Annotated in this window: 14 protein-coding genes and 1 pseudogene; 5 read left to right on the top strand and 10 right to left on the bottom strand. The window is 68.5% G+C overall.

Going from position 1 to position 12,478, the window contains the following annotated elements; all coding sequences use genetic code 11:
- Window positions 1-107: 107 nt before the first annotated feature.
- On the top strand, window positions 108-983 hold the full coding sequence (locus ACGF3J_RS37080) for an IS5 family transposase (protein ID WP_393855916.1): 876 nt from the start codon (window positions 108-110) through the stop codon (window positions 981-983).
- Between the two features lie 25 nt (window positions 984-1,008).
- Here the strand turns inward: ACGF3J_RS37080 and ACGF3J_RS37075 are convergent, their stop codons facing one another.
- Complete coding sequence (locus ACGF3J_RS37075) at window positions 1,009-1,350, bottom strand: DUF5713 family protein (protein WP_393790274.1); 342 nt, start codon at window positions 1,348-1,350, stop codon at window positions 1,009-1,011.
- Window positions 1,351-1,562: 212 nt separating this feature from the next.
- Here ACGF3J_RS37075 and ACGF3J_RS37070 point away from each other — a divergent pair.
- Window positions 1,563-1,862 (top strand): annotated as a pseudogene (locus tag ACGF3J_RS37070) (transposase); the annotation flags it as partial.
- A 106-nt stretch (window positions 1,863-1,968) separates the two neighbouring features.
- Here the strand turns inward: ACGF3J_RS37070 and ACGF3J_RS37065 are convergent.
- From ACGF3J_RS37065 to ACGF3J_RS37045, 5 genes are all read right to left on the bottom strand, one after another.
- Window positions 1,969-2,238, bottom strand: coding sequence for a barstar family protein (locus ACGF3J_RS37065; RefSeq protein WP_352192365.1), 270 nt, complete (start codon window positions 2,236-2,238; stop codon window positions 1,969-1,971).
- A gap of 593 nt (window positions 2,239-2,831) precedes the next feature.
- Window positions 2,832-3,071 carry a hypothetical protein gene (locus ACGF3J_RS37060; RefSeq protein WP_393855915.1) on the bottom strand — a complete coding sequence of 80 codons (240 nt, stop codon included), beginning with the start codon at window positions 3,069-3,071 and terminating at the stop codon, window positions 2,832-2,834.
- Window positions 3,072-3,127: 56 nt separating this feature from the next.
- Window positions 3,128-4,114, bottom strand: a complete 987-nt coding sequence (locus tag ACGF3J_RS37055; RefSeq protein WP_393855914.1) for a hypothetical protein — start codon at window positions 4,112-4,114, stop codon at window positions 3,128-3,130.
- Window positions 4,111-4,569: a DUF6221 family protein gene (locus ACGF3J_RS37050; RefSeq protein WP_393855913.1), complete on the bottom strand. Its 459-nt coding sequence runs from the start codon at window positions 4,567-4,569 to the stop codon at window positions 4,111-4,113. The genes ACGF3J_RS37055 and ACGF3J_RS37050 overlap by 4 nt, the downstream gene beginning before the upstream one ends.
- Window positions 4,570-4,757: 188 nt before the next feature.
- Complete coding sequence (locus ACGF3J_RS37045; RefSeq protein ID WP_393855912.1) at window positions 4,758-5,438, bottom strand: hypothetical protein; 681 nt, start codon at window positions 5,436-5,438, stop codon at window positions 4,758-4,760.
- Between the two features lie 877 nt (window positions 5,439-6,315).
- On the opposite strand from ACGF3J_RS37045, the gene ACGF3J_RS37040 reads away from it, so the two are divergent.
- The gene (locus ACGF3J_RS37040) at window positions 6,316-6,852 is read left to right on the top strand and encodes an AAA family ATPase (RefSeq protein ID WP_393855911.1); all 537 of its coding nucleotides are present in this window, start codon (window positions 6,316-6,318) and stop codon (window positions 6,850-6,852) included.
- Here ACGF3J_RS37040 and ACGF3J_RS37035 read toward each other — a convergent pair.
- From ACGF3J_RS37035 to ACGF3J_RS37020, 4 genes are read right to left on the bottom strand one after another with little or no spacing between them, the layout of a single operon-like run.
- On the bottom strand, window positions 6,789-7,709 hold the full coding sequence (locus ACGF3J_RS37035) for a glycosyltransferase family 2 protein (protein WP_393855910.1): 921 nt from the start codon (window positions 7,707-7,709) through the stop codon (window positions 6,789-6,791). The genes ACGF3J_RS37040 and ACGF3J_RS37035 overlap by 64 nt on opposite strands.
- On the bottom strand, window positions 7,703-8,938 hold the full coding sequence (locus ACGF3J_RS37030; protein WP_393855909.1) for a hypothetical protein: 1,236 nt from the start codon (window positions 8,936-8,938) through the stop codon (window positions 7,703-7,705). The genes ACGF3J_RS37035 and ACGF3J_RS37030 overlap by 7 nt, the downstream gene beginning before the upstream one ends.
- Complete coding sequence (locus ACGF3J_RS37025) at window positions 8,935-9,642, bottom strand: hypothetical protein (protein WP_393855908.1); 708 nt, start codon at window positions 9,640-9,642, stop codon at window positions 8,935-8,937. The genes ACGF3J_RS37030 and ACGF3J_RS37025 overlap by 4 nt, the downstream gene beginning before the upstream one ends.
- Entirely contained in the window at window positions 9,639-10,796 is a 1,158-nt protein-coding gene (locus ACGF3J_RS37020) for a glycosyltransferase (protein WP_393855907.1), read from the bottom strand. The genes ACGF3J_RS37025 and ACGF3J_RS37020 overlap by 4 nt, the downstream gene beginning before the upstream one ends.
- Window positions 10,797-10,877: 81 nt before the next feature.
- Here ACGF3J_RS37020 and ACGF3J_RS37015 point away from each other — a divergent pair, with 81 nt between their 5' ends.
- Both ACGF3J_RS37015 and ACGF3J_RS37010 read left to right on the top strand, forming a co-directional pair.
- On the top strand, window positions 10,878-11,918 hold the full coding sequence (locus ACGF3J_RS37015) for a multiprotein-bridging factor 1 family protein (RefSeq protein WP_393855906.1): 1,041 nt from the start codon (window positions 10,878-10,880) through the stop codon (window positions 11,916-11,918).
- On the top strand, window positions 11,915-12,478 hold the full coding sequence (locus ACGF3J_RS37010) for a peptide deformylase (protein ID WP_393855905.1): 564 nt from the start codon (window positions 11,915-11,917) through the stop codon (window positions 12,476-12,478). The genes ACGF3J_RS37015 and ACGF3J_RS37010 overlap by 4 nt, the downstream gene beginning before the upstream one ends.

Genomic DNA, 12,478 nt, shown 5'->3' with positions numbered 1-12,478 from the left:
TGTACCTGCCCGGACGCACCGTCCTGTTCGCCGTCCCCGTCACAGAACGCCTGGCCGCCTAGGCCGTGTATCGAAAGTGGATCTTGGACTGTGGATGATCACGGTTCATGGGTCGGGGAGATCTCACGGACGAGCAGTGGGCGGTGCTGGAGCCGTTGTTGCCGAAGGGGGCCAGGGCAGGGCGGCCGCCCGTCTGGCCTCGGCGGCAGTTGATCGACGGCATACGGTTCCGGGTCCGGACCGGTGTTCCATGGCGGGACGTCCCCGCCGAGTACGGACCGTGGAGCCGGATCTACGACCTGTTCCGCCGGTGGCAGCGGAACGGCACGTGGCAGCGGATCCTCGCCCGGCTCCAGTCCCTGGCCGACGCGAAGGGTGCCATCACGTGGGACCTGAGCGTCGACTCCACGGTGTGCCGCGCCCATCAGCATGCGGCCGGGGCTCGCAAGCAGGGCGACCTGCAGAAAGAACCACCAGGTGGCGTCTTCACCGAGCCCCGTGATCATGGGCTAGGTAGGTCGCGCGGCGGGTTCACCACCAAGCTGTACCTGGCCGTCGAGCAGGGTCAGAAGCCCATGTCGATCGTGGTGACGGCAGGGCAGCGTGGGGACTCGCCGCAGTTCGAACCGGTGCTGGAGAAGGTCCGCGTGCCCCGCATCGGGCCGGGCCGGCCACGCGTCCGCCCCGATCGGGTGAGTGCCGACAAGGCCTACGCCTCCCGCAGAAACCGCGCCTACCTGCGTCGCCGCGGGATCCGCTGCACCATCCCGGACAAGGCCGACCAGGCGCCCAACCGCCGAAAGCTCGGCTCCCGCGGCAGCCGCCCGCCGCATTTCGACCCGGTCGACTACCGCGAGCGCCATGCGGTCGAGTGCGGGATCAACCGCCTCAAGAGACACCGCGCTGTCGCCACGCGATACGACAAGCTCGCCGTCCGCTACGAGGCGACCGTGCTGATCGCAGCTATCAACGAATGGCTTTGACCGAAGGCGGCCTGCCCGTCCTCGTTCACCAGTCCCGACCTGAGGTCAGCTCCTCCGCATCCGCGTCCATGAACCCGTATGCCGACGCGATAAAGCAAAACTCGTCACAGATCCACTCACGCGCAACCGTCTCGATCCCGCTCCCGGCCGCCACGAACTCCCTGTCCAGCAGGTTGAACTCCTCCGTTGCAGCCTGGGTGAGCGCATACAAGGTGTCCAGATCCGACGGCTGCTCGACCTCCACGCGTTCGCACAGCCGCAGCAGGATCGCCTTCCCCCGATCGACCACGTGATCAGGGAAGTACGAGTCGTCGTACATCTGCTGCAGGAACGCGTGTCCCGCTACCTGCTGGTTTGTGATCGACATGGTGCTTCCCTGCCTCCGTGAAAGCTGACGCGCCGATCATGCACAGCACCACTGACAACGACGCCCCCATCGATGCCAGACCCCGCGCGACCAGGACTTCCACAACAGGCCCTAGATCGTCTCGCCCGGGGCCTACCCGTGACACGACTTGGCCACCTCGGCGGAGGGCGGCCGCTGGCCTGCGCTGGCCGGTCCTTGGGCACCAGCAGAAATGGGACGGCGTCCTGCCCGCCCGGACTCTCATGGTCGAGTGGCCTGACGGTCAGGATGCGCCGACGGGCTACTGGATCTCGAACCTGCCCACGACCACACCGGTCACCGATCTGGTGCGGTGGGCAAAGGTGCACTGGCGGATCGAGCACGACTACCGCGAGCTCAAGCACGGCCTGGGGCTGGCCCATTTCGACGGCCGCACCTGGCGCGGTTGGCACCACCACGTCACCCTCGTCACCGCCGCCCATGCCTTCCTCACCCTGCGGCGGCTCGACGCAAAAGGCCACACGCCTGCCTGACCCTCTACCAGGTCCTCGACACCCTCCAGAACCTGCTGAGGTGCTGGACCGGCACATGCGTGACCTGCGGCCGAGTCCTGCCAGTACGGACGGGTAATCGTCACGGCTACAGGTACTCCACCCGAAGACCCGGTCGATAGAGGTCGCGGTATCGATCAAGGCAATCGGTCAGCATCATCGCCCCATCCGGGACACGTTCCGCCAACGGCTTCCAACCCACGAAGCGCACATGCTCGGGGATGAGAACAAGGCCGCTGACGGCATCCCAGAAGGCAGCCCAGTTCCGACCGTAGAAGTCCGGAAAGTCGAACTCTCGCTGGAGCAGTCGGTGCAGCTCGTCCTCACTCGCGACTGAAGCTACGTCGATGGTCACCATGCCCCGGATCCTAGGCACCATTCGCAACCTCACCGACAGTAGACCTAGCGAAGCACTACTAGGGCGAGCATCAGAAGTGGATCTTGTGCCACCGCGCACTCGGCGCCGCTTCCTCGTGATATGACGCTGCTCAGGCCTCGCACTCGGTCTCTCGACGGTCCGGTCGCGGCCGCGACGGCCGTGCGGCCGGGAGCGGGACGGCCTGATCGGCGCCCCGGAGGATGCACCGTATCGAGCGGCCCAGAAACGAGTAGCCGAAGGCGAACATCGCAGCATCCCGCAACCCCGCCGGCTTCCCGCTCTCCTCCGCCTTCTCATCATCGGGACCAGGTACGACAGGGTGATCGGGAAGGCCCGCCGGACGCGCAGCGCCCGCCGGTTCCCTTTCCTGTAGTCCTCGAGCAGCCGCAGGAACAGGCTGTTGTCCGGCTTCTTGCCGGGCGGCATGGCGGTCTTGATCCGGGACATGTAGTTCGTGGTGGTCGAGACCTTGAGGCCCCGCGCCATGAGGTGCCGGCCGTACTCGGTGTACGTGGCGGTGGTGCACGGCACCGGTACGCGGCCCTGCTGCACGCACCACTCCTTGAAGGCCTTCATCGGGCCGGCGTCGGTCGGGTCCGTGTCCTGCAGGTCGCGGCGGTCTCGTTGCTGACGTACAGGTCCCGCTCGCTGTACTTCGGGCCGTCGGTCGCCGTGGGGAGGTCCTGGCCCGGGAACAGCACGGTGTTGTGGTCGACGAGCGGCGGCCGGACCGGTTCATCGACGAGCACCAGGGCGCCGTCCTCGTCGACGATCTCGGCGTCAACGAACTCGTTCTCGTCGTACTTGCTCACGCCGCTGGCTCCCGTACTTCGGCCAGCACGTCCTCGAGCCAGTGCTGCACGTCCACCTAGAACTTCTCCATCCTGATGTCCAGGCAGTCACCGCACATGTCGGCCTCGGGGAAGGCGAAGGTGGTGACAGCGCGATCGCAGTACTGGCAGACGCCTGCGCACTCCTCACCGCAGGTCAGGCAGAGGAGAACCGTGGCCTCCACACCTTCGTCGATCTTCCCCGTTGGCATGCGCGTCACGGCGCCACCGGGGCACAGGAACCCGTTGTGCTCGTGTACCGGGTCGTCGCCGCCGTCCTTCATGACCTCGTACGCACTCGTGCCGGAGTAGATCCAGGCGGCGTCAGCAGGCGAGCCGAAGTCCGTGTGGCAGACGACGCAGGCGATGTGCAGGTCACCGCCCTCGATGGGCACGGAGTTCGCGGCGCAGACCAAGCACCGAACGACCTGCGCCGCGTCCAACGCCTCTGCTGTGGCCAGGCGTTGCTTCACGAGAGCCCCGATCTTCCCTAGATCGGGGCGGACTCGGTCGATGATCTCCTCGGCTCTCGTGACCTGCTGGTCAGGGACGAGCGCGAGCAGGTCGCCGTGCACGAACCTCACGAGGAAGTCCAGCACTGGCGTGGTGACGACCTCGACGGCGGCCGTGGTGCCGGCGAACCCGAAGTGTGCGATGCGGTTGCGCATCTCGACCAAGGCCCTGACGTGCGGCTTCTCTATGAGCGGAGTCTCCGGGGCGCAGTGCTGACGGATCCGCTTGAGGGTGTCCTCCCACTGCACGCTCTTGAAGTCGCCGACCCTGTGCTTGGCCTCGTTGAACTCGTGACGCATCACCCAGGTGAGAGCGGGTTCTTCGATCTCGAGCCGGGCTTTGAGGATCACCTCGAACGCGGCCGCCAGATGGACAACCGCATACTTCTGATCGCGGGCGGAGGGCGCCGGGGCCTTGGTGAGCAGTTCGACAGTGCTCTCGAGGAAGTCAAGCCCGTTGATGACGGGCGGGAAGTCCGTCGTGGGGTTGCCTTCTTGGCCCTCGTGGCTCACTCGTCGTCTCCGCGCGCGAGGACTTCCGAGACGGTGAGGGACGGCTCCCAGCGCCATTTTCGCTTGAATGAGGGGTGCCGCTCCCAGATGTTGGCCATGCGGAGCAGCGGCTCGCACTCAGCACCGTCGATGGGGCACGCTTCTACGGCGATCGACTCGCCGTTCTCCTCTGCAGGCTGGAGAACTGGCTTGTGGTTCGCGACTGTCCACCGCAGGTAGCCGGTGAAGTCGAGTACGTGGGCCGGGTCGTTCAGCACGACGAAGGCGGCCCGCTCCCGGGTGCCGGCATCGAAGTTAGGTCCCTCCGGTCCGGCGAGGATCAACGTCTCGAACTCATCGTCGGCGCCGCCTGCCCCCTGGTACCAGACCGCCGGCCATTCGCCGTCAAGATTCGGCTGCACCGCGTGGCCGATCTTGCTCTCCTCAGTGATGCGCCTGGCGAGAAAGTCGTGCACCTCTTGCAACATGCCCACTGCTGGCCCCTCCCGGGCTGGATCTGACCTGCCGCCAACTTTACCGACAACAATCGGACTTATTATTGTCGGCTCTGCTCCCCGCACCTGTCGGGTGGCTCTGGAGACTTCAGTAGCGCAGTATTTATTTCAGTAGAGACTTCAGTGGCGCACCAAAGGCTTCAGTGCGATCACTGTGTGTAGCCGGTCTCGCTGTCGGGCCTTTGGTCTTGTTGGGCGCGGCAACGGACGGAGCGGCGCGAGTCGGTCGCCAGGGCTTGTACGAGGTCTGCCTTGCATGCGTGAGACGCCATGTATTGGCGCACCAGCCTGTGCCGGTCCGTGATGAGGGACTGGCCGGTGACCGGGTCGGCGTCCTTGCTGGCGCACCACAGGGCCGCTGCGAGGAGGCGGATGAGGTGATCTGGATGAATGGCCAGCAGCATCGGATCCAGATTCACATCCGATGGGGATAGCTGGAACAGCGCGCGCACCAGGGTGGTCCGGTCCGCGTCGGGATCGGACAGGAGGAGGTGAAGGGCACGTGCGGTTACACCGGCTGCCTGCGGGCTGGTGTCTGCCAGGCATGCCGCAGCCAGAAGGCCATCATGACGCAGCGTGGCCGGGCCGAATCCAAAGCTGATGCGGTCGAAGGACGTGTGGGGGAGGTCGTCGTCGGCGCTGCCGTCATGGTCGCCTTGAGCGAATTCCATCGCGGTCGTGAAGTGCCGTGCCCGCGTGCCGTGGTCCAAGTGTGGTGCAAGGGTGGCTATGGCGTGCAGGGCGTCGCGGCGCTGGAAGGCGGCGTCCTCATGGTTGAGGGCGTGAGCGATGAGGCTGTCGGCCAAAGCCTGCCGGTCCGGCATGTCCACGGCGGCAGCCAGCAGCGCGAGTGTGCCGGGGCTTGTGCGCGGGTGCTCTGGGGTCTCTTCTCCCGGCAGCGGAAGCGGCAGTTGGCTTCGGGCCGCGGGCGCGGCGTCAGCGGTGTGTGTGCCGGTAAGGACGACTGTCCCTGCACCACCTCGCGCGTGGTGAAGAGCACGCTGCAGCCTTCTACCAGCGACAGACATCCTCCGACACCGTCTCCGAAGGCGACCCGCTCACCGTCTCCGGTATTTGCCCGCCCCGGGACATCAGCTTCGACTCCAGCCTCCCCACGGTCCTGCGCATCCTCAGCCAGCTCACCCCTGGCGGCAGCGCACAACACCGCCGGCACCGTATCGATGCCCTCACCAACTACCTCGCCGATACCATCAACCGCCACTACACCCGCCACCCAAGCGTCGAGATCCCCGTCCCCGAACCCCTCTTCGCCGACCGGGTCACCTGGCTGCTGACAGCCACACTGCCCTGGCCGCGAAAGCCCCGACGCCCCAGGCCGCCCAGGCCCGCACTGCCGGCCCGCCGAACACCGCGCCCGAGCTGCAACACCACCCCAGCTCCCGCCGCCGGCCAAGGCATCAGCACGATGTCCGCACACTGACGGACGACAGGTCGCTACGGGGGAGACGGTGCGGGCGCGGGCGGTCGTGGGGAGCGGGTGCTGCTTGAGGTGTTCGCTCAGGTGCCCGGCCAGCCACGGCTTGCCGAGGCAGCCCGGCGCATACCGCACGTGCGCACGCAGTGCTCTGAGTGGGATCACGGCAGATCTCCCTGAGGTGGGCGGCGGCTGTTCGGCCGCGCTGCAGGCGGAAGAGTGGCAGGCTGGGCTCCAGGGACAACCCACAGAGCGCGAGGAGGAGAGCACGGGTGAAGTCGGCGGAGCCCAGCCGGGCTGCTGACCGCGGTCGGGAGACCGGGCCGGTGGTGTATCTGCTGGTCGGGCTGACCGGGTCGGGCAAGACCACGTACGCCCAGCGCCGGCTGGCGCCGGCCGGAGCGGTACGGCTGTCGGTGGATGAGCTGGTTCACGCCCGGCACGGCAGCTACGGCGTGGATTATCCGGAGCGGGACTACTTCGCCCTGGAGACGCCGGTGGTCGCCGAGGTCCGTGAGCGCCTGGTGGAGCTGGTTGCAGCAGGCCGGGACGTCGTACTGGACCACGGCCTATGGCTGCGCTCGGCCCGCCAGGAGTGGAAGAAGCTCGTCAAAGAGGCGGGCGGTCGGCCGCAGCTGTTGTACTTCCCTGTTGAGCGGGCCGAGCTGCTGCGGCGTCTTGAGCAGCGCAACCTGCGTGAGGACGCTAACGCGCTGACCGTCACGGAGTCGGCGCTCGACGACTTCTACGCCCGGTTCGAACCGCCCGAGGACGAGGGCGAGGAGATCATCGAGCCCGGCTGGTTCTGACCCTCCCTTGAGGTTGGTGGCCGCCAGGTGGTCACCAGCCGGGTCGCCTGCGCCGCCCACCAGCCGGGGATGGCCTGAAGCGAGACAGGCTGGAAGCCCAGGTGCGGGGAGTCGACCGCGATCCGGCCGCCGTGCCGGTGAAGGTGCTGGAGCAGGCGGCGGGCCTCGGCGAGCCGGGCCGGCGAAGCGGTGTTCCAGGTGCCGTCCGCCGAGTGCACGGCCCGTCGTTCGATGTCCTGCCGTACGCCGTCGCGCCACTTGAAGTGGTGGACGGCAACCGGTGGCTGGCTGGCCGGGCGGTGGCCCTCGGCGCGGTGGTTGCCGGAGGCCACGGCGACGCTGGAGTGCGCGAGCACGGTCTTGCGGGGGTCGCCGCGCAGGAGCTGGTGGGTGAGGAAGGCGCCGAGCGGATACGCCGCGTCCAGACCCGTCTGCGGGTCCCAGCCGGTCAGGGAGCCGTCGGTGGTGACGCGGTCGAGCATCAGCCCGCCCACCACGCGGTGCCCGGCGTGCTCGGCCTGGGCAATCATCTCGTCCAGCGGGATGGGGTACTGCTGGAACTCGTCGGCGTCGGCGAGCAGGTGCCAGCCGGGCCCTGCCTGCTGCCGCAGGGCGTCCCTAAGTTCGCCGTTGGTGTGCTCGTGCCAGGGGCCGCTGCTGGTGACGGTGGGGATGATGCCCAGCTCGCGGGTGGCGGTCTGGAGTTCGTGCCGCCGCTGGTCGGGGACGTGTTCGGGGAAGTGAAAGGCGATGAGGAACCGCTCGATGCCCAGGAGCCGGTAGTGGCGGACCCAGGCGGCCAGCAGCGGGGCTTCGATGGGGCCGATGACGGAGACCAGCGGCGGAGTGCTCAGCATCGTGACTCCTTCGTACGGAGGGAGGCGAAGGTGTGGGTGAGGAAGTCGGCCTGGTCGTCGGCTGTCCGCATGCCCAGCAGGCGGGGCGCCTCGGTGCCGGGCCGGGCGGGAGGCTGGCGGATGACGGTGCGCAGGACGTCGGCGAGGCCGTCCGGGGCGCCGACGGGGAAGGTCAGGGCCCAGGGCTGGCCGCGAAGCCGACCGGTGAGGACGGGATCGTGGTCGGAGACGATCAGGGGGACACCGAGGCAGGCGGCGTCCATCACGAGCCCGGATTCCTTGCCGACGCCGGGGTGCCGCGCTACCAGGGCGGCATCGGCGGCGGCGTAGACCAGCCGCAGCACGCTGTCTGTGACAGGGCCGGGCACAGTGTGCAGGCGCAGGTCGGGCAGGGCCCGCCACCGCTCAAGAACGACTTCGTCGAGTGGCGCCCCGGTGACCAGAAGGTGCAGTGGTTCCTTCAGCCGGGCCAGTGCAGCGTCGATGACGGCGATGTCCTTGTAGGGCCACCAGCCGCCCACCAGGCAGACCACAGCTTCGGCCGCGGGGAGACCGAAGGCCGTCCGGCCGCCCTTGCGTTCGGCGTCGGTCAGACGGTGGCCATCGTCGACCGCGAAGGCCCGAACCACCGCAGCCAGATCCGGGAAGGCCGCCGCCATCTGATCGCCCACGGCCCGCGTCGGACACACCGCGATGACCTGCCTTTCACCCCGGCGGCCGAGCCGCCCGAGGAGCCGTACGGGAGCGTCCTCAGCGGTGACCTGTTCGTGGACGAACCGCAGGTGCGGTTGGCCCCCGAGGAGAGCGGCGACCCCGTGCAGGGCCTCGCTCGCGGTCAGGATCACTACCGCCCCGGCGCCGGGCTGAAGGCGGCGGGCGGTCCGCAGGGCCGATGCCTCGGCCAGACAGCGGGCGATAAGGGTGACCTGGTGCGGCAGCCGCCGCAGGCGGCGGGGCCATCGGCGCGAGCGGAAGATGCGCTGCCCGGCACTGGAGAGCCCGGCCATAAGGCGGGAAGCGGCCAGCAGGACGGCCGCCGCTCGCCCGGCCGTGACGTTCGCCAGTTGAGTGTCGGCCTCACGCAGGGCCGTGACCGTCTCGCGGGCGATCCCGTGAGGGGCGATGGCCAGGCTGCCCGGCCGGGCCTGGGCGAGCGCCACCAGTGTGCGCTGATGGTGGCCGCCCATGCGGTTCGCGTACGGCTCGATCAGCACGAGCGCACCGGTCATCCCGAGATCGCCTGGTCCCCGTGTGCGGCGGTGAAGCGGTCCCGCAGCCAGACGGGGTCGTTGAGGTGGTCGAACAGCTTGGGGGCGTGGGCGGCCCCGCGGGCGAAGGCGACGCCCTCTTGAGCTCCGGCGGCGGCGTAGGCGGCGAACTCACCGTCCCGGCTCGTGGTCCACGCCTCCACCCGCTCGCGGGCGTCGTCGTCGGCCATGCCGTACTCGCTGCCACGGGCGAGCATCGCGCACTCGCGGAAACCGGCCTTCCAGGCATGGAAGGGGCTCTGGTTGAACCGGGTGACACCTGCGATCTGTTCGGCGAACTCGATGCGGCCCGGAAGCGCGGCGAGCACGTCTACGGCGTCGCCCATCTCACGCAGGGCGCTGCGTTGGATCAGCTTCAGCCCGCCGTAGCCGTACGAGAGGCCGTTGACCGGGTTGACCGCCCGCCACACTCGCATGGACACGCCCTCGTCCAGCGGTTCGACCATGGAGGAGGCGAAGCCGGTGTCGATGGCGAAGTCGCCGTCGGCGAGGAAGAACTGCTCGCGGTCGACGATCTCGGCGCACAGCCGGTAGGCCCGCCGCATCCCGTGCACGCCGTGCAGGCGCTTGACCGTGCCGCCGAGCGTTCTTTGCAGGCGGGCGTGGAGGGAGCCCGCCATCGGCTCGTCGTAGGAGAGGAACACCGCGTCGAACCTGGTCGTCACGAGAGAGCCTCCAGGTAGCGGGCAGCGACCAGGGCGGGGGCGAAGTCAGCGGTGGAGGCGTAAGCGCGCTTGGCGTGCAAAGCGTGAAACTCGTCCTCGGCGGCGAGGCGTTCGGCCAAGGCGACGGCCTCGGCCGGGGTGTCGAAGCACAGCTCGGTGTCGATGTGCTCGGCGAGCCAGCCCAGGCGCGGGGAGATGACCGGCAGTCCCATGGCTTGGCAGTCGATCACGCTCATGGACCAGGGGCAGCCAGGGCGGAAGGGGGCGATGCCGAAGCGGGCGCCGGCGAGCAGGTTCTTGTAGCGGACGCGGTCGCCTCGGTCAGAGACGATCTGGACGTGCGGCAGGGCGGCGAGCTGGTCTCGCATCTTCTCGGGGCTGTCGTCCAGGCCCGTGCGCTCGGCGCGGCGCTGGCCGAACAGGTCCATCACCCGCAGCCGGATGATGCTGGAGGAGGCAAGGTCGCGGGCCAGGTGCACGAACTGCTCGGTGCCGAAGTGCGCGTACAGCCGGTGGTTGTACATACCGATCGCCCCAGCGTCGGAGGTGGGCTGGGCGGTGGCAGGAGCACGGACCAGACGCTCGTCGCGGGGGGCGGGCACCACCCGCAGCCTCTCGCCGAGGTCCACGGTCAACCGGGCGGCAGCGGCCGACACCCAGGAGGCGGCCGTAGAGGAGTGGACCATCACCCGGTCACAGGCGGCCAGCCCGGCGACAAACGCCAGCAGCACCGGCCGCCCCAGACCTGCGTCGTTCAGGGACGGATCCAGCAGGAGCTGACCGCCGCTGGTCAAGGAGAACGGCAGGTAGTGGCAGTACCCGGCCAGCAGCGCGTCCGATCCGGCCTCCAGCAGGGCCGTGCGGATCGCTGCGGCCTCCTCGACCTGGTTGGCCACCACCGCGTCCGGCCTCTCGGCCCGGATCAGTGCCACCAGTTCGTCGATGTCCGCGGAGAACCGAGCCCGGTACTTCGTCCCCGGCACCTTCGTCTGGTGGAAGCCGCAGCGGGCATCCCCGGCCGCCGCCGGTGCCGCGACGGTCACCTCGGCCCCGGCGTCCGCCAGAGCCGGAGCGAGCAGGTCCGCGAAGATCCACCCCGAGTCGGCCGAAAGCCGGTCGGGGTTGGAGATGTTGAGCAGGTACAACACGCGCATGTACATCGCCTCCCTCACGTTGCCCGGAGGGTCGATCCGGGCCTATGAGGGAAGGAAACCGGCGACGCGGGCCGTGACGGGATGATGAACTTGGATCACTCACGGTTCATTCATGCTCACCAACAAGTGACGCGGGGGCGGCGTTCGATGGACGCGCAAGACGACGAGATCACCGTCGAACAGGCGGCCGAGAACTACGCGGCTGAAGTGGCGCGGTGGCGAGAAGTACGCGGAATGTCCAAGCGGGCGTTAGCGCTGGCCATGGGGTTCGATCCGTCCTACGTCAGCCACGTGGAGTCGGGCCGTCACAAGCCCAGCGAGGAGTTCTCACGCCTCGCCGACGAGGCCCTGAACGCTGGGAAGGCGATCTGGCGGCGCTGGTGCGACTACGAGCAGGCGAGGGCCCGGACCCGGCGTCCGGCGGCCACGCCGCCCGCCCAGCGCAGGCCCGAGCAGCCGTACGCGACCGGATCGGCCCTCGTCGTCGAACATGACGCGGCACGGCTCCAATACGACGGGAGCAACTACCGGCTCACCATGCGCCGCCGACTGCGGAACACCGGCGATGAGCCGGTGACCCGGTACCTGATCCGGATCTCCGTGGACCGCTACCCTGGCGACCCAGAGCGCTCCAACGCCCACTACCGGGCCCACCCGCTGACCTGGAACGAACTTGCCCTCACCGCGACCTGCCGGGGCGAGGCAATGAGCTGGCAGGTGAAACACGACCGCGATGCCTTCAAGGAGGTCTGGCTGGTGTTCGACAACGAACACGGCCGCTTCCCGCTCTACCCGGGTGAATCCGTGTGGATCGAGTACGCCTACACCGTCGGCGACGACAAGTGGGGCAACTGGTTCCAGCGGGCCGTACGCCTGCCCACCGAACAGCTCGAAGTGCAACTTGTCTTTCCCGCTGCGCTCGACCCGGTCGTGTGGGGCACAGAGACGTCCATGACCGCCGAAGCGTCTCCGCTGCGGACCCCGCCTGTCCGCAGCGACAACGGTGAGCTACGGCAATTCACGTGGATCACGACCACACCCGCCCTGCACGCTCGGTACCGTCTGGAGTGGCGGTTTCGGGCACGGCCCGAACGCAACATGAATCAAGGGGAGTCCAGGTGATTGACGTGCGGCCCAGTCAGCAGATGCGAGACCTCGGCGTCGTCCAGCATGGCGCCGGCATCCTCGCGGAACCGGCCCGCTCCTTCGACCTGCCCGCCGAACGCGACGAGGCCGAGCGCATCACCGACGAGCTCTTTGCTGCCATGGAACGGATCGGCCAGGTCCACCCGTTCGCCAAGGGCATGGGAATCGCGGCCCCGCAGATCGGCATCGGTCGTGCCTCGGCCGTCGTCCAGCCGCCCGACGACGCGCCCGCCATCATCCTGCTCAACCCGCGGATCATCGAGCTCTCCGACGAGATGGACGAGCAGTACGAGGGCTGCCTGAGCTTCTTCGACGTCCGTGGCCTCGTCCCCCGGCCCCTGAAGATCACCATTAAGACCACGGCCCTGACCGGCGAGACCGTGACCACTGTGTACGAACGCGGCCTCGCCCGCCTCATCCACCACGAGATCGACCACCTCGACGGCCTGCTGTATACCGCCCGCATGCGAACCGGCGTCCATCCGATCCCGGTGGAGGAGTACCGTCAGACCGGCCGGGCCTGGGCCTACGAATAG

This window comes from Streptomyces sp. NPDC048171, assembly GCF_043202655.1.
Classification (GTDB): Bacteria; Actinomycetota; Actinomycetes; order Streptomycetales; family Streptomycetaceae; genus Streptomyces.
The sequence above is the reverse complement of the archived record's forward strand: the minus strand, read 5'-3'. Positions and strand labels throughout refer to the sequence as shown.